The following is a 22,927-nucleotide window of genomic DNA, read 5'->3' on the forward strand; positions in this document are numbered from 1 at the left end:
CACTCCTAATATTTAGGTTAACCTTACAGATGCGGTGGATTCACGCACGAGAAGCTGAGGAGCGAGCTTCGTTACAACAGCTGGCATCACCTCCCCATTGATTAATTTCATCAGCAAATCAACACCAATGCTGCCCATTTGCGCCTCAGGCTGTCTGACTGTCGTCAATCGGGGATAAAATTCACCTACGAACTGCTGATCATCAAAGCCAACCACTGAGATATCCTGAGGTACCAGAATCCCCTCCTCACGCAGGGCTTGAACAACACCTAAAGCAATAAAATCGTCTCCTGAAAAAATGGCTGTCGGCAGCTTATCTTCACGGATCCATCTCTTGGCCACCTCATAACCGCTACTTACCGTAAATCCGCAATATTCCGTGCCGAAAGGCGTTAGTCCCGCTTCATCCAGCGCCTGTACATAACCCCGCTTGCGCTCAGCTACACTCAGGAACACCGAAGGGCCACCGATATAGGCGATCTGGGTGTGTCCAAGACCAATCAAGTGCTTGGTAGCTTCATACCCCCCTTGATAGTTATCGACGACGACACTGGGAACATCCTCATGCTGGAGCTGGTTATCCAGCAAGACAAACGGAATATTTTTTCTTTTCAGCTCCTCCACATATTCTTTTTCCTCAAGCGGAGATAACAGGATAATCCCGTCAACGCGGTCCTTCTGAAACAGGAAGTTAACGCCTTCATCCTCATTCTCGGCTATCGACAGGGCCAAGAAGTAACCTTGTTCTGCCAGCTTCCGGTTCACCACGCGAATCACGCGGTCATAGAAGGAGTCGTTAAAGTTGGTAATCGACATACCGATGACTCCCGTCTTGCCACGCACGAGACTCCGCGCCGCTGAATTGGGCTGATAATTTAATTCCTCCATAGCACTCAGCACTTTCCGCCTATTACCTTCACGTACAGAAGGTGAATTGTTAAGAACTCTGGATACGGTCACTACAGAGAGCCCCGACCTTTTGGCTACATCATGAATGTTCATCTAAGCTTCTATGCCTCCAAGTTCAATAGTTTAAACGTTATAACTTTCAGGGAAATAAAAAAGGACTAACTCTTCTCGCCACAACTACGTCCTGACTGAGAATCGAACATTGAATGTCAGTTTCATCTTTATCGAAAGTATCAAAATGATTTCAAAAGTTTAAAGGTTTTAACTTTAAGATGATTTTACAACCATTCCCAATATCCGTCAATCCATAAAATGTAGTCAAATTTAATATTCCGGACACTACAAAAAACCTTCCCTCACCCCTAGAGGTGGAGAAGGCTTAAACGCGTCACTTCCGAAGACATGGCCAGCTATATTTTCAGCTCCCCAAGCTTGATCAGCTCGACAACCGCTTGTGAACGGCCTTTAACGTTTAGTTTTTGCATTACATTGGAGATGTGGTTCCGAACTGTTTTTTCGCTGATAAATAATAAACCAGCGATATCACGAGTCGTTTTGTCCTGCACGAGAAGCTCGAAAACTTCGCGCTCACGATGAGTCAACAGAAATTTGCTGTGGTGTTCGTTCCCCTTCAATGGTGTCACCCCTCCTTGCCCTGGGTTTGTTTGGTATAACAAGGTAAAGGGATACAGTCAAAACATATTATGTATTGATGAAGTTAATGGTGCTGTCATAACTACAAAATGGGCTTAACCATCCGAAGCTTATTACACCGCTTTAGTGAGGACATTCACCCGCAAAACTTAAAATCTCTTGGATAGAATCATCTCCTTACAGGGCAAACTACAACTTGTTGTTTCTTATTAAAAGGAGGTGTAAGTATGAGCAACTCGAAAAATAATCAACCTACTAAGGCAGAGGTACAAACTACGAAATTAAACAAATTGCCACTAGTCGGTAAATTCGAACCGGAATTTTCTGCTGAGGAAGCCGCAGAAGTATTCAAAAATCATCCCACTACGGAACATGAATCCCATAATGAACAATAAAATAAAGACGACACAGAATGGGGATGTCGAATAAGTAGTTTTTCCTATAAATGAGACGGCCCGGTTAATTATAAAAACTGTAAGCAACACATAGCAGCGATTCATCCATTATTGGAGAATCGCTGTTTTGTGTTGTTGGTCGTTGACTCCCCGCTTCAACAGTGTATTCATCATCTCCTTCAGAGGGTTACGGACCCAGATCACGTTATTAGTATATTTTTCGCCTTTTGAGCTAGGTTTCGGACTCCAGTGCAGCTATTCCTCAGAAAGAGAGCAATCTTTGGTGTTTTTTAGGCCAATAGCGACTATGAGGTGCGATAGCGATCCAAATCTCGAAAAAAGCTGCGTTTAAGGGTAGCTGTGTCCGATATCTGCTGCGTTCGAGAAATAAATGATCAAATCAAACGAAGTGTTAACTTACTAATACCCGGATGTAATTAGATATATTTCTACAAACTCAACTCCCAGTCCCGGGAGTTTTTTTATCTTGCAAAATATAACTATGAAATACATCACAATTTTATATTGACAGTAAATGTATACGGACTTATGATAAGTCCAGCATAAATGATAACGATTATCATTCACATATAAAAAAAGGGGTGCTTCATTCAATGAAATTCACATATGCCGTGCCTGCAGGTCTAATTGCAGCCTCCATACTATTTACCGGATGTTCCAGTAACAACAATAACAGCAACACTAGCAATAATAACTCTGCAAATGCTGCTGCTAACAGTACCAAGGCAACAAATACATCTGATACTACTACAGCAACTACTGCCGACTTTACATCAGCGGTTGAACAATATCGTACATATGTCATCGAGCAATGTGATGAATTTGTAAAGCAAACAGAAAATTTCACGAACGCAGTTAAAGAAGCAAAGATTGAGGATGCAAAGGCACTTTATGCACCAGCCCGCATGTATTACGAGCGAATTGAGCCGATTGCAGAAGCACTTGGTGATTTGGATCCGAATATTGATGCCCGTGAGAATGACGTAGATGCTGCTGAATGGCGCGGCTTCCATAAGCTTGAAAAGGCACTCTGGCAGGATAACACTACCAAAGATATGACCGAAGTTGCTGACCAATTATTGAAAGATGCCCAGCTTCTACGTGCGAAAGTAGAGACCGTAGAGATCGATGCCAATCTGCTCGTTACTGGTGCTGTAGAACTGCTTAATGAGGTTTCTTCTTCTAAAGTAACAGGTGAGGAAGAACGTTACTCCCACACAGATCTGTACGATTTCGTCGCTAATGTTGAAGGTGCCCAAAAGATATACGAGCTGTTAAAGCCAGAACTGGCGAAAAAAGATGCTGAGCTGGAAAAAACGATTGGTGAACGGTTTGCAGCCTTGCAAGCTGAGCTTGCTCCTTTCAAATCTGGAGATGGATATGTTTCCTATGAAGAGCTGAAGGAAGAAGATGTGCGTAAGTTGAGTCAGAATTTGGATGCCTTGGCTGAGCCATTGTCCAACATGGGAACTATTCTAGGAGTGTGATCATCATGAATAAGCAAAATAGATCTACCGGTGTACCAGCGAATGCAGAGGGTGCCCCTCTCAATGAAGAAACCAAGAGCAATCTTATATTAGATAAAAAACTAAGCCGCCGCGATATGCTGCGGCTTACTGGCGCCACTAGCCTTGGTCTATTATTAGGTGGTGGAGGTGTTGGTGGAATTATGGCTGCGCGCAATGCCGTAGCTGAGCCAACAGTAACCTCCGATGCTGATTCCATTCCTTTTTACGGGAGTCATCAGGCCGGCATTCTAACCCCTGCGCAAAATTTTATTTACTTCGCAGCCTTTGATCTGACCACAACGAAGCTATCCGATGTAAAAAAGCTAATGCAAGCATGGACAACTGCCGCAGCTTCTCTTACTACTGGCAGCCTCATTGGCGACGTCAATGACAACCCTAATCTCCCACCCTCCGATACAGGTGAAGTGGATGGTTTAAACCCTTCACGCTGTACGCTTACCTTTGGTGTCGGCCCTTCTTTTTTTGACAACAGATTCGGTTTATCTTCCAAGCGTCCAACCCTATTAGCCGACCTTCCAGCATTTACGGGAGACAACCTGGATCCTAAGTGGTGTGGTGGAGATATTTGTGTCCAAGCATGTGCTGATGATCTGCAGGTGGCCTTCCATGCCATCCGAAATCTGGCACGTATCGCCCGTGGCACAGCCGTACTCCGCTGGACACAGGAAGGCTTCCAGCGCACAGGAACAGCAGATCCTAAGGGAGCGACGCCACGTAATCTTCTAGGTTTTAAAGACGGCACAGGAAATCCAGATACTACGAACGAAGCAGAAATGAACGAAGTGGTCTGGAACAGCAGCAGTGACGGTCCTTCATGGATGAGCGGCGGCACTTATATGGCAGTTCGCCGTGTACGTTTCCGAATTGAGGTCTGGGACCGTTCCTCTCTGAGCGATCAAGAAGCCACCTTCGGCCGTTATCGTCATAGCGGAGCACCTATCGGTGCAAAGGATGAATTCGATGATCTGAATCTGAAAGCGGCTGATGCTTCCGGGAAGCCCGTCATTCCGCCGGATTCACATTCAGCCTTAGCGCATGGTGACGGCACAGTCAAAATGCTGCGCCGCTCCTACTCCATTTCGAGCGGATTAGATATCGCAACAGGTCAACTCGATGCAGGATTATTATTCATCAGCTTTCAACGGGATTTAATGAAGCAATTTGTTGCGATCCAGCAGCGCCTCTCGAAAAGTGATCGGCTAAACGAATATATGACGCATACAGGCAGTGCGGTATTTGCCTGCTTCCCAGGTATTCGCCAAGGCGGCTACATCGGGGAAACACTTTTAGGCTAAGCCTGCCCTAATTTTCCAATCGAATATTCCTGTCCATTATTGAAAGGGGATTATCCCGATGTACTCTCTTAATAAACGGCTGCTATCGAAGGCAGCCGTACTGATTCTGTTTAGCATCATATGTATACTGATGCTTTCTAACCCGGCGGGGGCGGAGGGTGATGGCTCGGTCGACGAGCTGCTGCCGCCTGTCGGCAGCGCGCTCGTCGAAGCCGGCCAGAGCCGCTGGGACGCGGCCGCCGCCGATGTAGAAGCGTTCGCTGCGCTGTGGCGCACCGCGAACGAGAACACGCCGGACCCGGCACTTGCCGGTCCGGCTGCCGCCGTTGACGCCGCGCTTGCAGACGCGGCGGCGGCCCTTGCGGCGGGCGATGGTGCGCCCGCCAAAGCTGCACTATCCACGCTCGCAAGAAGCGTGGACGCGTATGTCACCGCCGCCTCCGGCACGGACGGCGGTGACACTGGAGCCGCCGGCCAGGAGACGGCGGCGAAGCTGTTGCCCGCGGCGGAGCGCACGCGGGATGCGGTGCGCAGCGCCGACTGGAGCGCGGCAGCGGCAGCGTACCGTGACATCGTCAGCGGATGGAAGCCGGCAGAGCGCAACATCCGGGCCGACAATTCCGCCGTCTACAGCTTGCTGGAGACGAAGATCAGCCTGCTGCGCATTGCGCTGCAGGCAGAACCGCTCCGCGAGGAGTCGGCGAAATCAGAAGCAGAAGCCTTATATCAGCTGCTTGCTGATTACAGTGAAGGCAAAGCAATAGATGCTGGGGATACTTCTGGTAAACCAGCATCTATTGAAGGACTGATCAGCCATCTCAACAAAGCTGCTTCCAACGCCAAAGCAGGCAACAGCGCAGAAGCAGCTAACATCATGGAGCAATTCATCGTAGATTGGCCCTCTGCTGAAGGACAAGTACAGATCGCATCTCCAGCGGTCTATACCAATATTGAGAACGAAAGTGCAGCAGTCACTGGCTATTTGCTCTCTAATCCACCTAAGCTAGATCAAGCCTTAAAGATCCTGGATAATATGGTCACTGAGCTGACTCCTTTGGCTGGTGAGACAACCTATAATGCTTGGGATGCTGCGCTAATTCTTCTGCGTGAAGGACTGGAGGCGATCCTCGTATTGTCTGCCCTTCTTGCCTACCTGAAACGTGATGGCAACGCAAAAGCACAGAAATGGATTTGGTCTGGCGCAGCTGTAGGACTTGTAGCGAGTATCGGATTAGCCGTTCTACTCACCTATACCATTTCCCGCGCCGCATCTGGTGGAGCACGCGAGATGATTGAAGGCATCACAGGTCTTGTAGCCGTCATTATGATGCTTACCATTGGACGCTGGCTGCATAGTAAATCAAACACCGCAAATTGGAGCAACTATGTTGGACGGCAAGTGGATGGAGCATTAGCCAAGGGCAATCTCTGGTCATTGTCCTCCGTAGCAGCGCTTGCGATTTTACGTGAAGGAGCAGAAACCACCATTTTTTATGTAGGGATGGCCCCTTCCATTAAAGTTTCTCAATTGCTGCTAGGGATCGGTAGTGCTCTAGTGATTCTAGGGATTGTGGGTTACGCAATTATTGCCTTAAGTGCGAAATTGCCGATTGCCGCCTTCTTCCGTACAGCTACACTTCTTATTTACTATTTAGTATTCCGCTTTCTTGGAGAGAGCATTCACTCCCTTCAAGTCGCAGGGAAACTACCTGCACATGTACAGGATGGGTTACCTTCTATTAGCTGGCTCGGGATGTATCCAACTTGGGAAACTTTAGTGCCTCAGCTGCTTGTCCTTGCATTTATTGTGTGGGAGATGCTGCGCAATAGAGCACCAAAAGCGTCACAAACTGTATAGCTACAAAGAAAAAAACGGTTGTCATCTTTTAACGATGACAACCGTTTTTTGTAGATTTTAAATGAAGCCGATCCTAGGACCTTTACATTAGAAATGAAACTAGATGTACCGGTCCGTCACGCCCGTTAGGTTACGCCGGTTTAGTCCGGTAATCCCTTGCAACTACAGTCTAATTTATGAAATGGATTCCATAGCAAGCTTTTTATTTGCAAAGTAATTTACGGACGATATGATAGAATAAAAAGACTAGACACTACACACAAGCACCAAAGGGAGGCTGTTGTTCTCGAATGGCTAATATAAAAGAAATCGCCCGTATGGCTGGTGTTTCCGTGACAACGGTCTCGCGAGTACTCAATAATCATCCTTATGTAAGTGAAACCAAACGAACCGCTGTTTTAAATACGATTGAAAAGTTAAACTACACGCGTAATATGAATGCCGTGCATCTAATTACCGGTCGTACCCACGCCATTGCCGTTATTATCCCTAATATCAACATTTTTTATTTCTCTGTAATTATTGAAGGCTTAGCCCAAGAAGCGTTGCTAGCGCAATACCGCTTGATTCTGTGCCAGACCGATTATCGTCATGAAGAAGAACTCAAGGTACTGGAGATGCTGCGCAACAAAGAAATTGACGGCGTGGTAATTGTATCTACGAGAATGAGCTCAGAAGTCATTGATGAATATACAGCATATGGCCCGATAGTCATCTGCCAAGATAGAGGTGAACGCCGCTTCTCTTCTGTGTATATCGAACATTATTCCGCTTTTCGCTCCGGCCTGCAGTACTTGCATGATAAGGGGTATGAACAGATAGGTTACTGTGAAGGCAGACAACATGGCAGCAGTAGTTCTATCCGGCAAATTGCCTTTAGTGACTTTCTAGCCGCTACAGGCCAGCCTTTTCAGGAAGAATGGATGATGTATAACTGTATGAATGAAGAGGACGGTGGACGTGTACTGCACCAACTGCTGAAAATGAAGAACCGGCCTAATGCCCTAATTATTTCAGGCGATCATGTGGCAGCCGGTCTAATCATCGAAGCGTGGAAGAACGGTATCCGTATTCCTGAGGATCTGGCCGTCATCGGATTTGACGACCAGCCGATCGGACGACTTTTAGGTCTAACCACCATAGATAACCAGTTACCCGAAATGGGCGTTACAGCTTTTCGGATCATCTATGATCAGATCCTTAATGATAGTCATCCTGTACACCGTAAGCTTGAGTATCGCATTATTGAACGTTCTACGGTATAGCACGTTTCAGGTATTGTTCAAAAACGGTCCACCTCGCAGTCTTCTGTGAGTGGGCCGTTTTTATTTAAATAGAAGAGAGACTAATAATTCTCGCATATTATCCATATTGTATTCATTTTTACCCCTTGCATCCGGATAGATTTTGTTTTATTCTGAGTATGAAAATAATTTTCTTATTTGAAGAAGTAATTTTAAAAATAATTTTAAAAAGCTACATTAGAAGTCGAGGTGGATTGATGTCCCCAATTTTATATGCACTTGAGCATGAAAAGTCCAAGCTCTCTCAAATGGAGCGCAAGCTGGCGGAACGGATCCTGTCATCACCAGGTGAAATCGTTCATATGGGCATCACAGAACTCGCGGAGCAATGCGGTATTAGTCCTGCTACTATCACACGTTTTTGTAAGGTTCTGCATTTTAAAGGCTTCCCAGATTTCAAAGTAAAGCTGGCGGCTGAAATTGCTCATAGCGATGCAGCGCCTCAGGATGGCGGTTCTTCTTATCAGGATATCGTTGCAGGTAACCCGCTTTCCGTAATTGTGGAAGCGATGCAAACGAACCACCTGACATCCATTCGGGATACTACTTCACTCCTAGATCTGGAACGATTACAAGCAGCCGTTAATTTATTGTGCCAAGCACGGCGAGTGGATCTGTACGGGATGGCGACTTCCTCCATTGTCGCACAAGATTTCTATCAGAAGCTGATCCGCATTGGCGTGAATTGCACCGCTTTCGCTGATTCCCATATGCAGATTACATCTGCCTCTTCGCTATCTGAAGGCGATGTCGTATTCGCAGTATCGTATTCCGGAGAAACCCCTGAGACCATTGATGCTTTAACTTGTGCCAAAGCCAGCGGAGCAAGCACCATCGCTCTAACCTCTTACGGCAGCAGCACCTTGGCAACTCTGGCTGATATTCCACTCTTCTCCTCTTCTCTGGAAAAAGGAATGCGCCGAGGAGATATGGCTTCACGTATTGCCCAGCTACACATCATTGATATTTTGTTTACTGGAATGGTCAGCACCCGTTTTGGGGATTTTATTCCTAGACTGGAGCAATCTTATTTGAATGTCCAACATTACCGAAACAAACGAGGAGGTCAATCTTAATGAATATTCTTAAGTTCAATAGTGATGAAGATTTTGTACAAACGGGTGCGAATCTTATCGCCAGCCTGCTTCATAGCAATCCAAAAGCGGTGCTCGGTCTAGCGACCGGAAGTTCCCCAGTTGGTGTTTATGCCAAATTGGTTGAAATGCACCAAAAAGGACTTGTAAGCTTCTCGAAAGCCACTTCCTTCAATCTTGATGAGTATATCGGACTGCCTGTTGATCACCCGCAGAGCTATCGCAGTTTCATGAACGAGCAATTATTCAATCATATTGATATTGACCCAGGACAGACACATATCCCTAACGGCAATGCAGCAGATATGGAAGCGGAGTGCCTCGCATACGACAAAATGCTGGAAGAAAACGGACCGGTTGACTTGCAGATCCTCGGGATTGGAAGCAACGGCCATATCGGGTTCAATGAACCAGATGCCAATCTGAGCAGCAAAACCCATGTCGTTGATTTGCTTGAAGACACACGGGAAGCAAATGCCAGATTCTTCGACTCTTTGGACGATGTACCGCGGCAAGCAATAACCATGGGCATCGGCGGCATTCTCAAAGCTCGCCAGATTCTATTGTTAGTACGCGGTGCTGGCAAAGCTGAAGCCATCCGGAATGCCGTTGAAGGTCCGATTACTACCCAGTGCCCTGCATCTTTACTGCAGAGCCATCCGAATGTAATCGTCCTTGTAGATGAAGGAGCAGGAAAATGGCTGAAATAAATAAAGAACCAGGAAAATTACTGTTTGGTAAGGTGCTGACTCCCCAAGGATTAATTGAGCATGGCGTGATTGCCGTATCGGGTGAGCAAATTCATTATGCTGGCGAGGCAGCATGGCTTCCAGAGGCTTACGCGCACTGGCCAGCTGATGGTCAAGCTTCGGAAGACCTGCTCATCCCTGGATTTGTAGATGTGCATGTACATGGTGGAGCTGGCCACGACTTTATGTATAGTGATGCTGAATCTTTAAATACCATCACTAAATTTCACAGCTCCCAAGGCACAACTACCATGCTGGCTACGACTATGACTGCCTCTAAGCCAGCCATTGACCAAGTATTTGCCGAAATAAACGCATATCGCGCCACTGAGATGCCATACACACAAATCGCGGGCATGCATTTGGAAGGACCGTTCATCAGCCCAAAATGGTCCGGTGCACAAAACCCTGAGCATATTGTTCTTGCCAATATTGAGTGGCTGGAACAATGGGAGAATGATTATCCGGGCATGATCCGGCAAGTCACCTTGGCTCCGGAACGCGAAGGTGCACTAGAAGCTATCCTCTGGCTCCGTAAGCATGGTATTACCGCTGCTCTCGGTCACACCGATGCTTCCTTTGAAGAGGTTATTGCCGCGGCAGATGCCGGATTAAATCAAGCCGTGCATATGTTTAATGCAATGACACCGCTACATCACCGCAAGCCTGGAACTGCTGGTGCTGTACTGTTCGATAAACGCATTCGTGCGGAGATCATCGCCGATGGCATACATGTTCATCCTGCAGCGATTTCTCTAGTGGCTAATCTAAAAAAAGATAACAATTTGTTATTAATTACAGATGCCATGTCTGCAACTGGTCTTAGTGATGGTGAATATACAATCGGTGATTTACCTGTGCTGGTTCAAGATGGCATCGCCACACTTAAAGATAACCCTGCCGCTTTGGCGGGTAGTACACTTACCATGATTCGCGGCTTCCGTTATCTCATACAAGAAGTAGGGCTCAGCTTAGAAGAAGCCTCCCGTGCTGCAAGCCTTACTCCGGCGATATCCATTGGAATGGAGCGTTCGATCGGTACCTTGGAAGCCGGAAAACGTGGTGATATCCTGCGTCTTGACGCTGAATTGAATTTGCGAGGCGTATGGATTGGCGGTCGCCCAATTACCATTTAATAAGGTGGTTATATAATAAAAAAGCAACAATTCTCGACACAAAGGTGAGGACTGTTGCTTTTTATTGTTTATAAAATCGAACTATTGATTAATAATTACGCGTCGGGAAGATTCGCTCAACCATCGTTCGGAATTCATCCACAAAACCCTTGATTGGATGACCAGCACGGGCCTCTTCTGCATAAACGTTAACCCGCTCTACAAAGTCTGGGTTTGCTGATACATATACATCCTTAATCGTTGCATCATGTTTTTTAACTTCAGCAGCGATTTTCGCTTTAATTTCTTTAGTTACTGTATCTGTTTCTTTCATATTCATAGTGTTATTTGTATTGTTCATGTGAGTCGAATTACTTCTGTAATTCGTACCATGCGTACTATTGGTGTAGTTTGGAGTGGTACTGCGAATACCCATCCCAGTCCCCAAACCATCTGTCATTCCGGTCCCGGTTCCGGTTGTATTTCTGGTTCCCATGCCCATTCCGTTACCAATACCCATTCCCATATTGACATCATGTTTCGAACCGTTGCTATTCAGCAGAGGTCCATTATTATAAGTATGGGTTCTTGTCCCAGTCGTTCCTGTACCTGTACCTGTTCCCAGACTTCCCATTCCGGTTGTTCCATTTCTGTGAGTACCCATGCCAAGTGTTGCAGGTCCAGTGCTTGTTGTACCAGGGACTGTATTCACAGTGCCTCTCAGAGCTCCGTTTGTTCCATTCGTTACGGCCCCTGTATCATTCATTCCATCGCGTCCTATTTTCACTCTTCCTGTACCCGACATTACTCCAGTCGGTCCATAATTGTGAGGAACTGTAGACGATTTAGCTCGATAAGATGTAGTACCTTTGGCCCGAAGACCAGTAGTTGTATCATGTAACGTTACGGCGACATACGCATTTTTACCTGCAAGCATTACGTTCGCAGTGCGAACTTCAGGCATAGCAGCAATACGATCAGCAAGCTCCTGACTGACCTCCATTTTTGTAATATTATGCGTACCCATTGTTCCTCCGCGCACGGAGTTTACACCGATACGTCCGTCATTTACCCCCCGGACATTTTTAGTTTGCACATTAGTCTTTTCTGCCGTGTTCGTCCCACACCCTGTAATACTCACCAAGCCTAGAAGTAATGCGGCTGAGACTGACATGCTGATCTTGGATCGCATCATGAATTCATCCTCCATCTCTATTGTTGTATGTGTGTGCAGCGTAACAGTCGTTAGCATGACCTTCCGAAGAACAAGCTATCCTGAAAGGATTTGGAACTATGTCTGTTTACCGTCACCTGCGGATGCACATCGGCGTATCTTATAAACAGTAAGCCGTATTTCAACGAGTCGGTATTGCTCCGCAAAAGTCAGGAGGCACGTGCATGAAAGTTTTATTCACGTTTTATATACCGAGTGGCGGGGTGGAGACTTTAAATAAACTGCGGTGCGAGAGTCTCCAGCGTAATGGGATCGAATGTCATGTTTTATATCTAATGCCTGGTTCAGGAAGCCAGAATAAGGCTAACTTTCCGGTCTTCATTTCCTCTATAGATGAGGAGATTAAAGAAGTACTTGAGACACATAACTATGATGCCATTATTGTTACATCCGATTATTTATTGCTTAAGCGTCTGCGTGAGCTCGGTTATGGCGGTATTTTGATATACGAATCTCAAGGACTTGGAAAACGAAGTCATGCGGAAGATCTAATTAAAGACGCTATTCCTTATTTCCGCTCCTACTGTAACGCTGTCTTAATCCCACCAACGGATCATTTACTGGAGCTGTTTATTGAAATCTGTCCATGGCTACATCGGTATGTCATTCCCAATATTGTTGATGTTCAGTCCTTTCAGCACATCCCTGCTGAGCCTCCCGCTGATCCGGTCATCGCTTGGGTCGGGCGTCTGGAAAGCAACAAAAATTGGCGCGAATATTTGAGAATTGCCCATCAAATTCGCCTTCACAAACCAAACCTTCATTTATGGATGTTTCATGATCCTGAATTAGCCACAAAGGATCAAAAGCAGCTCTTCCAAGAAGAATTGCAAACCTTAGGTCTGAATGACCGTCTGAGTACCTTTACCAATATTCCAAATCATGTGATGCCGATTTATTATTCCTCGATAGCCAATTCTGGTGGGTTTCTGTTATCCACCTCGGTTACAGAGGGATTTGGATATGCCGTTGCGGAAGCCATTTGCTGCACTTGTCCCGTACTTAGCACGGATTCCGACGGCGTTAGATCTTTTATTGTGCATAATATTTCAGGTAAATTTTATCCTCTTGGCAACATCCAAACGGCCGTCAATGAAGGGCTAGAGCTAATGAACAATATGCCAATGCGAAATGCACTCCGCCAGCAAGGAAGAAATTATATGGTTTCACGTTACGGTACGGAAAAATATGCGCAGTCTTTTCGTGAAATGATGAACTCCTTTGCCATCTTCTAACTGCAAAAGAACCTTCAAACCACTTTTTTGTGGATTTGAAGGTTCTTTTATAATTTTGGGACATACTAAGATGGATTTCTTGATACAATCTCAAATAACATATTTTGAAATATTCGTGTACTTTTTTCCCAAGTGAAATCCTGTGAAACCTCTTCCCCCTTACGAGCCAATCGACGGCGTAAAGACGGGTCTCTGATTAAGGTTATAATGTCATCTGCAAGCCGATTCTGAAACCGGTAGGACATTAAACAGTTATGACCATGTGTACAATATTCCTTATTCCCACCGGCGTAAACCGTAACGAGCGCTGCACCACAACGCATAGCCTCGATCCCTGGTAACGAACCTGTATCATACGTACTCGAACTTACGAAAATGTCGCTCTCACTATAGTGGAAACAAAGTTCTGTATCATTCGCTGGAGTTCTTATTTGGTAACGTTCGTCGTTCACTAGGGCTTGTAGCCTTGCAGATTCCGCTTGTTCTCCGGGAGGAGAAATTAAATATATTTCAACCTCTGGATGGTGGGCTTTAACCTTGTTTAATTGCCGAAGTAAATAATCCTGCTCACGGTGAGCTGAGAATCCGCCCTCTGGTTTGCGCATAATCGCGGAAATTACCAGCCTTTTATTACGATCACGGATTTTCGTATTTTTAAAAACAGGACCTACCCCGATCGGTACGATTCTCCCTTTAATCCCATGGTTCATCTGGACAATTCCTTGTTGCCAGTGTGATAGAACCAGTAGGTTGGATGCAATATTATACGATGAAAAAGAACGGCTATTGTCAGGTAAAAAGGTAGGCTCATAACAAAGCGCCAATCGAACATGAATGCCTTTCCCCTCTTCACTTGCCCGCTGTGATACCTCGACTGTGGTATAGAAGTTGGAGATAATCACATCTCCTGCAGGAAAATCGCTTGCTGCCAGTTCTCCTTCTTTTGCATAGATCAGTTTACATTTCATCTCGTATTCTACGACACCATCACTGGGTAAGAGGATCGTCACTTCATGACCCATTTCTGTCAGACGATTAGCCAGCTCCGTGAGCATACGCTGCGCCCCGCCCCTAGTTAGAGTTAGAACAGGAAATATTAATTTCATTTCCTTCTCTCCTTTTGCAACAAGCGTGATAGAACCCGGCGATGTCTTGCTTGTACCTGCTCAATCTCCTTTTTCTGCTCCTCTTTGTGAATCACTGAGCCCATTTCGTTATGAACTCGGTAATCAAGCAGCGGTTCCTCTATATAAGACCATGTATAATACGGCAAAATACGCAGCCATAGATCATAATCTTGTGTATACAACAATTTCTCATTAAATTTCCCTACTGTGCGGAAGATATCCATATGGAGAAGAACCGTACTTCCATTCACCGGACAGCCTAACATCATGGTCTCAATAAACTGTGCCCTGCTGTCAAAAATCATACTTATCGTCTCTGAAATCCGCTCACCCTGCTCGTTTACATAATAATAGGCTGTATAATTAAACAAAGTATCTGTGCTCTTGAGCATTTGCATCTGGTGATTGATTTTATTCGGATGAAATAAATCGTCAGCACTTAGCCAGGCAAAATAAGTTCCGGTAGCTACTCCTATCCCTCTGTTTAGCGCGGAGGCGGTTCCTCCATTGCTTTTTCGTATATAAATAATCTTATCCCTGAAGGGCTCAAGCTTTTCCATCCAAAGAGTAGATCCATCATCGATTACAATGATCTCTATGTTCGAATAACTTTGTTCCAAGACGCTTTGGATGGCGAGATCCACATATGGACAGTTATAAAAAGGAATGATCACCGACACTTTAGGTTCTTCACTCATGCGCTCACCTCCTTCACCTGAAGCTCGCTCTTTATACTGTTTTGCAAGCCAATAAGGCATCTACCGGGGCATGGCCTTCACCATACGCCTCAAGAAACGATGGATTTTGAGCATGATGAAAGCCTTTAAGTACAGTTACAGCATATCCCAGCTCCATAAAGTCCTCCGGCTCCCATCCGCTCCGATGCTTTTGATAATGTTCTCCTTGCAAGTGATAATGGTCCGTTCCCTCCTGCGGAAAAAAACCCCGAGGTGTAAACACGACTACACGATTATAGGCGATTCTCTCGGCCATCCCGAGTAATCTCTGTCCTTCCTTCCTTTCAAAGTGTTCTATGGAATCGATAAAAGTGACTGCCGAGAACGTCTTAGGAAGAAATAATTTATCCATATGACTAGCATCACCATGCACTGGAATAATGTGAGGTGATTTATATTCACGATGCAGTAGGTAAGGTCTGTGAATTTCTAGTCCTAGGACAACTGCGGCTTCATACTGTTCAAGCAGGGTACCGGTGCCACTGCCGATATCCAGTATACTTTCACAGAATTTCAACTGCTCCAATAAGATTGGTAGAAAGTCATTCACTTCAATTTCCCGGCACATAACCTTCTTACCCCCCCATCGAAGAGATCAAGTGTTGGAGCGGACCCTTGTAGCGAGCGTTGGTTGCAGCTGCCTCTGCCATAATGACATCGTAATACTTAAGCGTCCCCATCCCTTCATGATTACGGTAAGCGGTGAGTGACTGATTCAGCATCACAGGTGCATACCCGTTCAGAATCGCGCGGTACCATAAATCATAGTCATGTGTATAGGGAAGTGATTCATCAAAAAGCCCAATCGCTCCAAATACCTCTCGTTTGAACATCACCGTGCAGCCATTAATAGGGTTCCCCTGTAAAAAACAACGTAAATAATCGAGGTGACTAGGAAACAATAACGATGCGTTCATCTGAACTAGTTGAGATTGACCGTTAATAAAATTGAAGTTGGTATAAGAGATGAACAGGTTGTTCTGCTCCATGAACAGCACCTGATTATTGATTTTGTCTCGGTAGAATAAGTCATCTGAGCTGAGCCAAGCCACATAGTCTCCGCTTGCATGCAAAATGCCGTGATTCAGTGCGGAGGCAGTCCCTCCGTTACTTTTTCCCAAATAATGAATTCGTGGAAAATACGGTCTGATCAAATCTGTATGAACAGTCGAGCCATCATCGACGACGATGATCTCGTATGGCTCCCAAGACTGTGAAAGCACACTTTGCAAAGCATGCTCTATATAAGGGCAGTTATAAAAAGGAATCACTACCGATACTTTCGGTCTCATAACATCCGTCCTTCCCAGTTCACGCGGCAATAGTCCAAAATATCTGTTAAGGACTGACCAAACTCAATTCCCGGCTTCCAGCCCAGTGAAGATACATTGTCTTCAGGTGTTGCAAAGGCATCTGAAGTTATTAGTTTATCCCCCGCCACTCCGTTAACCGGAATAGAGAGAGCAGCTTGTGCTGGTCCCCAGTCCATCGAAATTGAAGCACTGGAGCGGCTTATCAGTTGCTCCGCAATATCCCCAAGTTGCCGTTGTGTCCCTGAGTCGATTTGATAAATGGTTCCATTAGTACCTTCGCGCAATATAAAGTCATAAGCTCTTACAGCATCGCGTACATCCAAAAAATCACGTAATGCATAGCGAGATGAAAGTTTAAAGGGAGGGATTTCTTCGCCTGCATGTACTTCACTACGAACAATATGCTGTGCCAATAAAGAGCAGAAACCAGTAGAAGGACCGGGACCGATTAGGTTGCAGGGCTCAGCCAGCAGAACGGGCTGTTTAAACAGCGTCCCCCAAGCCAGAGACACCAGCTCTTCTATTGTTTTGCTGAGGCTATATGGGTGTGGGGGTCCTGCCACCACACCCGGTTTGAATTTAAGTCGCGAGCCTGCTACAAGAATTCGACTGGTAGGTAGATTTCGCATGGCTTCTAACAAATATAACGTTGCCATCACATTCGTCTCCATAAAGAGCAAAGGGTTACGCCAAGACTCGGGCACCGAGTTGTTTCCTGCCAAATGAAGGACAGCCTCCGGTGTAGTTTCCTTGATCATCTCGGCTACGGCCTTCCGATTGCTTAAATCACAGTAATAAACCTTCACTCCTTCTGGAAACAAAGCGGAAGCTAGGGCACCCGCTGTGGATGGCGGACGCACCACAGCAGTAACCTCAGCGCCTCCTGCCAAGAACAAATGAACGGCATGTCGACCGGTGAATCCGGCAGCCCCGGTAATCAGTAGTTTTTGACCTTTCATGGGGACATCTCTGACTGTTTCATCCAGTCAGCCAGTTCTTGCAGCATCAATGGGTACGAAGGCAACGGTAAATTAACATCCGTTCTTGTATTCACTAATGTTCGATCTTGAACATGTTCATCCTCAGGGATGATTTCCACATCCTCTTTATGAAAAGCAGCCTGAATATGCTGAAGCAGCTCATACTTACTTACCGGCTTCGGATGCGCTAAATGGATCAGCCCCGATACCGTGGAATCCAGCAGCGTATCCATTGCCTTAGCTAATTGGAGTGTAGTGACTCCGTTCCACATCACCCGGCGGTATCCTGACACTTGACCACGCTGTGCCAGAAACCAATCCATCAAACCAATGCCGTCTGGGCGGATTTCCGGACCAATAATCGAAGTCCGGATCGTAAGATGCCCAGGTTGCCGCACCTCGCCAAGACTTTTCGAAATCGCATAGGCAGAGGTTCCATCAGGAACATCCTCTTCTGTGTACCCCCCGCGTGTTCCTTCAAACACGCAGTCGGTACTGATATGAATAAGTCTTGCATGAACAGCTTCCGCCATCCGCCACAAGTGGTGAGGAAGAAAGCCATTCACGTGGTAAGCCCCTATTTTGTCACGTTCTGCGAATTGATTGAGTACCCCCATCGCATTAATGATGCAATGAGGGGAGACGATATCGACCAGCTTCTCTACTCCGGCTATATCGTTCGCATCTACATACAGCCCGCCAAGATCGCTCTTATCCCGGGTTGTATGGAAGACGTGATGCTTGCCCTGGCGGCGGAAATAATCCGCCAGCATATGCCCCGCCATACCGTTTCCACCAAGGATAAGCAGCTTCATTGCAGGAAACCTCCTCGAATCAAGATGCTTTTGATCTCTTCCTGATCCATTAGATTCGTCTCGGAGCTGAAACTATTAAAAGAGACATGAGGATAAGCGCTATAATGTGCCTTTAACTCTGGCATGTTCAGCGTAGGGAGAATCACTAGATACTGTTCATCGTAGACAACGGTTGTTAAGCTTTCGAAATCGCTCATTAGAATCTCGTGTATTTTCTCCCCCGGACGAATTCCGGTCTCGATAATACTTACATTCGGCTCTCCAGAGGCCTCGATTAACACCTCAGCCAGGTCGATAATCCGGCAAGTAGGCATCGTCATGACAAAGATTTCTCCACCTAAGCTAACCTCAGAAGCTTTAAATAACAACGTAATCGCATCGCGTAGTGTGAAAAAGAAGCGGGTCATTTTCATATCGGTAATACGTACCTGTCCCTTGTCCTTGATCTGCTTCATGAACAAATGTACGACGCTGCCGTTCGTTCCGAGCACATTTCCTCCACGTACGGTTACAAAACGGGTGTTTGAGCCAATTAGATTGGCATAGACGAACAATTTTTCTCCAATCGCTTTGGTCATTCCATAGAAGTTCGACGGGTTTGCAGCCTTATCCGTAGAAATGTAAATGGCTTTCTCAACGCCATTCACAATGGCTGCTTCGATTACATTCTGAGTGCCTACAACATTGGTTTTGAGCGCTTCATACGGCTGATCCTCACAGACCGGAACATGTTTGAGCGCCGCCAAATGGAAGATATAATCAACGCCACGGCACGCGGCGACCAGCGCATCCTTGTCACGGATATCGCCAATGATAAAGCTGAGTCGTTGATCCTCGAACTCCCGGCTCATCGCCACCTGAGCGGACTCACTGCGGGAGAATACGATAATTTCCTTAGGATTTTGCGGCAGAAGTTGCCTAATCAGCTCATGCCCCCAGGAACCGGTGCCGCCTGTGACCACAATCCGTTTATTATTGAACATGCAGGTTCCCTCCAAGCAAAAATTTAACTACCTTTACCGAAACATCCGGAGTCAAGTAACCTTCCGGAGCCTCCCAATCCCGACGGAGCGCCGCCATCAGCTTGACGCTACGTAGAATACTTTTCTGGTCAACACCTGACACCACGTTACTTCCGCAATCTACCGTTTCGGGACGCTCCGTTGTTCTGCGAATCGTAACGGTTGGTACTTTCATCAAGCAGCATTCCTCCTGTACGGTCCCACTGTCGGTGATGGCACACAAGGCGTGCTGTTCCAAATAAACAAAATCAAAAAATCCGAAGGGCTCATGAAATTCAACGAGAGGGTTCATTGGAAGAGAAAATTGCTCAGTTAGTTTGGAGCGAGTGCGAGGATGAATGCTGCATATTAAACGAATTCCAAAATGCTCAGCCACTGCGTTAAGACCTGACATAATTTGTACAAGGGACTCTGGATCATCTACATTCTCTGCACGATGTGCTGTTACAAGGAAATACTGCCCTGAGGTAAGATTCAGCTGCTCCAGAATGCTGCTAGCCTGGATTTTCGATTCAAAATGAGTCATGACCTCATGAATCGGATTTCCTGTTAACACAATACGTCTGCTTGGGAAGCCTTCGCTGATTAGATGTCTTTTGCTCTGCTGTGTATATGGCATATTAATGGTCGAAACGGCATCTATGACACGGCGGTTTTTCTCTTCGGGCACTTTTAGGTCATAGCAACGGTTGCCTGCCTCCATATGCACCACCGGAATACCCATTCGTTCGGCCAAAATCGCGCATAACGCGCTATTCGTATCCCCCAGAAGTAAGACACGGTCTGGTTGTTCTTTCTGTAAAATGCTCTCTAGCCCTCCGAACATGGCGGCAAGCTGGCCGCCGAGTCCTGCTTGCTTATCCTGCAGCACATAATCCGGCGCCCGCAGTCCCAGCTCTGCAAAGAAAATGCCGCTGAGACTGGCGGTGAAGTTCTGGCCGGTATGCACCAGGATGTGCCGCTCAGCATGTTCGTCGAGAAGCGGAATGATAACACTGAGGCGGATGATTTCAGGCCTCGTGCCTAAAATCGTCATGATCTTCATGAGTTCACTCCCCTGCCTGTTTGATGATGGTCTGACTTGGCTCAGTCGGGTGGACTGAGGCTGCTAGAAGCGCGGGTTGGGCTTTTAGCAGGATTGGTAGAATAGCAGATTGGGACAATCTGCGGGATTTATACCGCTCATTTGGCGGTTCCGGCTGGAATCGCGGCAATCTGCGGGATTTATACCGCTCATTTGGCAGTTCCGGCTCGAATCGCGGCAATCTGCGGGATTTATACCGCTCATTTGGCGGTTCCAGCTGGAATCGCGACAATTTGTGGGATTTATACTGCTCTTTTGGCGGTTCCGGCTGGAATCGCGACAATCTGGGGCATTTATACCCCTCTTTTTGCACGTTTAGCCGAATTCGCGACAATCTGGAGCATTTATACCCCTCTTTTCGCTCGTTTAGCCGAATTCGCGATAATCTGGAGCATAAATACCCCTCTTTTCGCTCTTTTAGCCGAATTCGCGGCAATCTGGGGCAAAAATACCCCTCTTTTTGCTCGTTTAGCCGAATTCGCGACAATCTGGGGCATTTATACCCCTCTTTTCGCTCGTTTAGCCGAATTCGCGACAATCTGGGGCATTTATACCCCTCTTTTCGCTCGTTTAGCCGAATTCGCGACAATCTGGAGCATAAATGCCCCTCTTTCCGCTCAGCTTGCCACCTTCGCGGCAAGCGAGGCACTTACGCAGCGCGCCGCCGCCCACCCCGGCGGGCTCGGCGGCGCTTGCCCCCGGCGGTGCTCCGCCGCCGGGCAGAACCCTTACGCCGCTTGCGAGCAGCGCGGCGTAAAACCAACGGGCGCCCGCTTCGCCGGCGCGCCCGGGCTTTGCCGCGTCGCTTGCGGGCGACGCGGCTCGGCAGGCCCTTGCTTCGCGACAAAGCCGGCGACGCAGCGGGCAATTCAGGCAGGACAGCGGGTAGTTCCACCACGCTGTCAGCCTCGCGCACCGGTGGTGTGCTGCAATAGCGGAGGCTCCACATCTCCGCAAGACCCTGCAGGCGGCTCCGATAAGCCGCCGGACCATAAACGGCGTCGACTCGCTCCCGCGCTTGGGCGCCTATGGTTATCGCCAGTCCCGGCTGCGCCAGCATAACGTTGACTCTTTCGGCCAGCGCGGAAATGTCCGACGCGGGCACGAGATTTTCGCCGCAGCCTGCTGAGTGCAGGATTTCCCGCAAGCCCCCGGAGTCGTAAGCGACCACAGGCTTTCCAAAAGCCATTCCTTCCAAAGCGGTCATTCCAAAGCCTTCGCGGATCAGGCTGGGAACAACCAGCACATCCATAGCGCAATAAGCAGATGGAAGGCATTCAGCATAACCAACAAATTTAAATCGGGTATACAGACCCTCGAGCTTTACCTTGCGGACACACCGATCATAGTAGCTTTTGTCACCAGCTGAACCTATGACAACAAATTTCGCACTAGGATGGACCGCGTACACAAGCACAGCCATTTTCACAAAATGTTCCAATCCTTTTTCCTTATTAATAAAGGAAGAAATATAACCGACCAGCTGCTCCTGCGGTTTAATCTTTAGCTCTCGCCGTCGTTCGCCCCGAAGCTTGCTCCAAGCCTCAATCATCATCTCTTTGTCATTCCAAGAAGGGGGAAGCTGAATCACTTTCTCCGCTCTTACTTCCTCTGGAAAGCAAGCTGCTGCCGTTTGTGAAATAGCCAGAATCTCATCGCTATTCCGATGAATCAGCCCTACACTAATGGGTGTATATTCATTGTCTGTTATCGTCTCTGATATTTTCCATACCACCGGAATGCCCAGTGACTTGGCAGCCATTGCTGGCAAAGCATGCACACAGGTACTTGTAATAATAAACGCCGGGCGCAGAGAGGTCAGCCAGTCTGTTAACTCGTGGTACTCCCTGCTTTCCTGGAATTTACGAGCATCTGCCTCGAGCCCTGCATAAGGAGTGTACATTCCATATAAAAGAGGAATCGAGAGCAACTGTACACTTATTCCGAAGCTTCGAGCCTGAGCAGTCAGCTTGCCGTCCTGTGGTGCAACGAGAATACAATTAAAGTACGGAGAAAGCTCCTGAGCGAAAAACAACAACAGCTTCTCCGCTCCGGTAATACTGCGTGTATTAGATACATGTGAAAAGAGGACGATTGTAGCTTTATCAGCCATGGCGTTTCGGCGCTCCCTAACGAGGGCCTGGAGCAGCCATTCACCTCCCTAAAAGTTTTACGAAGCGTTGCTCAAGTTTCTTACTCCGTAGTAAAACTCGCTTCGGAAGCATCCGCTTAGTTTTACGAAGCGTTGCTCAAGTTTCTTACTCCGTAGTAAAACTCACTTCGGAAGCATTCGCTTAGTTTTACGAAGCGTTGCTCAGGTTTCTTACTTCGCAGTAAAACTCGCTTCGAAAGCATCCGCTTAGTTTTACGAAGCGTTGCTCAAGTTTCTTACTTCGCAGTAAAACTCGCTTCGGAAGCATTCGCTTAGCCTGAGCCTCGCCCTCTCAGCCCATAACC

Annotated in this window: 22 protein-coding genes; 9 read left to right on the top strand and 13 right to left on the bottom strand. The window is 47.0% G+C overall.

Annotated elements, in window-relative coordinates; all coding sequences use genetic code 11:
• Positions 1 to 12: 12 nt before the first annotated feature.
• The gene (locus tag MHI27_RS25495) at positions 13 to 1,002 is read right to left on the bottom strand and encodes a LacI family DNA-binding transcriptional regulator (RefSeq protein ID WP_149644961.1); all 990 of its coding nucleotides are present in this window, start codon (positions 1,000 to 1,002) and stop codon (positions 13 to 15) included.
• 317 nt (positions 1,003 to 1,319) lie between these two features.
• On the bottom strand, positions 1,320 to 1,544 hold the full coding sequence (locus MHI27_RS25500; protein WP_019908812.1) for a LuxR C-terminal-related transcriptional regulator: 225 nt from the start codon (positions 1,542 to 1,544) through the stop codon (positions 1,320 to 1,322).
• 246 nt (positions 1,545 to 1,790) lie between these two features.
• Between MHI27_RS25500 and MHI27_RS25505 the strand changes: the two genes are divergently transcribed.
• From MHI27_RS25505 to nagA, 8 genes are all read left to right on the top strand, one after another.
• Positions 1,791 to 1,958 (top strand): hypothetical protein, encoded by a 168-nt coding sequence (locus MHI27_RS25505; RefSeq protein WP_179085837.1) that lies wholly within the window; start codon positions 1,791 to 1,793, stop codon positions 1,956 to 1,958.
• Positions 1,959 to 2,572: 614 nt separating this feature from the next.
• The gene (gene efeO / locus MHI27_RS25510) at positions 2,573 to 3,466 is read left to right on the top strand and encodes an iron uptake system protein EfeO (protein ID WP_405174959.1); all 894 of its coding nucleotides are present in this window, start codon (positions 2,573 to 2,575) and stop codon (positions 3,464 to 3,466) included.
• Positions 3,467 to 3,471: 5 nt separating this feature from the next.
• Positions 3,472 to 4,803 (top strand): iron uptake transporter deferrochelatase/peroxidase subunit, encoded by a 1,332-nt coding sequence (gene efeB, locus MHI27_RS25515; RefSeq protein WP_405174960.1) that lies wholly within the window; start codon positions 3,472 to 3,474, stop codon positions 4,801 to 4,803.
• 58 nt (positions 4,804 to 4,861) lie between these two features.
• Positions 4,862 to 6,661, top strand: coding sequence for an FTR1 family protein (locus MHI27_RS25520; protein WP_405174961.1), 1,800 nt, complete (start codon positions 4,862 to 4,864; stop codon positions 6,659 to 6,661).
• Between the two features lie 290 nt (positions 6,662 to 6,951).
• Complete coding sequence (locus MHI27_RS25525) at positions 6,952 to 7,926, top strand: LacI family DNA-binding transcriptional regulator (RefSeq protein ID WP_405174962.1); 975 nt, start codon at positions 6,952 to 6,954, stop codon at positions 7,924 to 7,926.
• 236 nt (positions 7,927 to 8,162) lie between these two features.
• Positions 8,163 to 9,041: a MurR/RpiR family transcriptional regulator gene (locus MHI27_RS25530; RefSeq protein WP_042191459.1), complete on the top strand. Its 879-nt coding sequence runs from the start codon at positions 8,163 to 8,165 to the stop codon at positions 9,039 to 9,041.
• Positions 9,041 to 9,769: a glucosamine-6-phosphate deaminase gene (gene nagB, locus MHI27_RS25535; protein ID WP_405174963.1), complete on the top strand. Its 729-nt coding sequence runs from the start codon at positions 9,041 to 9,043 to the stop codon at positions 9,767 to 9,769. Before MHI27_RS25530 ends, nagB begins: the two co-directional genes overlap by 1 nt.
• The gene (gene nagA / locus MHI27_RS25540) at positions 9,757 to 10,944 is read left to right on the top strand and encodes an N-acetylglucosamine-6-phosphate deacetylase (protein WP_405174964.1); all 1,188 of its coding nucleotides are present in this window, start codon (positions 9,757 to 9,759) and stop codon (positions 10,942 to 10,944) included. The genes nagB and nagA overlap by 13 nt, the downstream gene beginning before the upstream one ends.
• Before the next feature lie 88 nt (positions 10,945 to 11,032).
• Here nagA and MHI27_RS25545 read toward each other — a convergent pair whose 3' ends face one another.
• Positions 11,033 to 12,118, bottom strand: a complete 1,086-nt coding sequence (locus MHI27_RS25545; protein ID WP_405174965.1) for a YhcN/YlaJ family sporulation lipoprotein — start codon at positions 12,116 to 12,118, stop codon at positions 11,033 to 11,035.
• A 203-nt stretch (positions 12,119 to 12,321) separates the two neighbouring features.
• On the opposite strand from MHI27_RS25545, the gene MHI27_RS25550 reads away from it, so the two are divergent.
• On the top strand, positions 12,322 to 13,392 hold the full coding sequence (locus MHI27_RS25550; protein WP_405174966.1) for a glycosyltransferase family 4 protein: 1,071 nt from the start codon (positions 12,322 to 12,324) through the stop codon (positions 13,390 to 13,392).
• Positions 13,393 to 13,457: 65 nt separating this feature from the next.
• On the opposite strand, the gene MHI27_RS25555 is transcribed toward MHI27_RS25550, so the two are convergent.
• The 10 genes from MHI27_RS25555 to MHI27_RS25600 form a co-directional block, all read right to left on the bottom strand.
• A complete protein-coding gene (locus MHI27_RS25555) occupies positions 13,458 to 14,498 on the bottom strand; it encodes a glycosyltransferase family 4 protein (protein ID WP_405174967.1) in 1,041 nt (346 codons plus the stop codon).
• On the bottom strand, positions 14,495 to 15,217 hold the full coding sequence (locus MHI27_RS25560) for a glycosyltransferase (protein WP_076285981.1): 723 nt from the start codon (positions 15,215 to 15,217) through the stop codon (positions 14,495 to 14,497). The genes MHI27_RS25555 and MHI27_RS25560 overlap by 4 nt, the downstream gene beginning before the upstream one ends.
• A gap of 31 nt (positions 15,218 to 15,248) precedes the next feature.
• Positions 15,249 to 15,824, bottom strand: a complete 576-nt coding sequence (locus MHI27_RS25565) for a class I SAM-dependent methyltransferase (protein WP_339798435.1) — start codon at positions 15,822 to 15,824, stop codon at positions 15,249 to 15,251.
• A 7-nt stretch (positions 15,825 to 15,831) separates the two neighbouring features.
• Positions 15,832 to 16,548: a glycosyltransferase gene (locus tag MHI27_RS25570; protein WP_076285979.1), complete on the bottom strand. Its 717-nt coding sequence runs from the start codon at positions 16,546 to 16,548 to the stop codon at positions 15,832 to 15,834.
• Entirely contained in the window at positions 16,545 to 17,528 is a 984-nt protein-coding gene (locus MHI27_RS25575) for an NAD-dependent epimerase/dehydratase family protein (protein ID WP_405174968.1), read from the bottom strand. Before MHI27_RS25575 ends, MHI27_RS25570 begins: the two co-directional genes overlap by 4 nt.
• Positions 17,525 to 18,364: an SDR family oxidoreductase gene (locus MHI27_RS25580; RefSeq protein ID WP_076285978.1), complete on the bottom strand. Its 840-nt coding sequence runs from the start codon at positions 18,362 to 18,364 to the stop codon at positions 17,525 to 17,527. The genes MHI27_RS25575 and MHI27_RS25580 overlap by 4 nt, the downstream gene beginning before the upstream one ends.
• Positions 18,361 to 19,347: a polysaccharide biosynthesis protein gene (locus tag MHI27_RS25585; protein WP_076285977.1), complete on the bottom strand. Its 987-nt coding sequence runs from the start codon at positions 19,345 to 19,347 to the stop codon at positions 18,361 to 18,363. Before MHI27_RS25585 ends, MHI27_RS25580 begins: the two co-directional genes overlap by 4 nt.
• Positions 19,337 to 20,431 (bottom strand): non-hydrolyzing UDP-N-acetylglucosamine 2-epimerase, encoded by a 1,095-nt coding sequence (gene wecB, locus MHI27_RS25590; protein ID WP_341051890.1) that lies wholly within the window; start codon positions 20,429 to 20,431, stop codon positions 19,337 to 19,339. Before wecB ends, MHI27_RS25585 begins: the two co-directional genes overlap by 11 nt.
• 4 nt (positions 20,432 to 20,435) lie before the next feature.
• Positions 20,436 to 20,753: a hypothetical protein gene (locus MHI27_RS25595; RefSeq protein ID WP_405174969.1), complete on the bottom strand. Its 318-nt coding sequence runs from the start codon at positions 20,751 to 20,753 to the stop codon at positions 20,436 to 20,438.
• Between the two features lie 366 nt (positions 20,754 to 21,119).
• On the bottom strand, positions 21,120 to 22,583 hold the full coding sequence (locus MHI27_RS25600) for a glycosyltransferase family 4 protein (protein WP_405174970.1): 1,464 nt from the start codon (positions 22,581 to 22,583) through the stop codon (positions 21,120 to 21,122).
• Between the last annotated feature and the right edge of the window lie 344 nt (positions 22,584 to 22,927).

This window comes from Paenibacillus sp. FSL H8-0261, assembly GCF_045040645.1.
Classification (GTDB): domain Bacteria; phylum Bacillota; class Bacilli; order Paenibacillales; family Paenibacillaceae; genus Paenibacillus_AQ.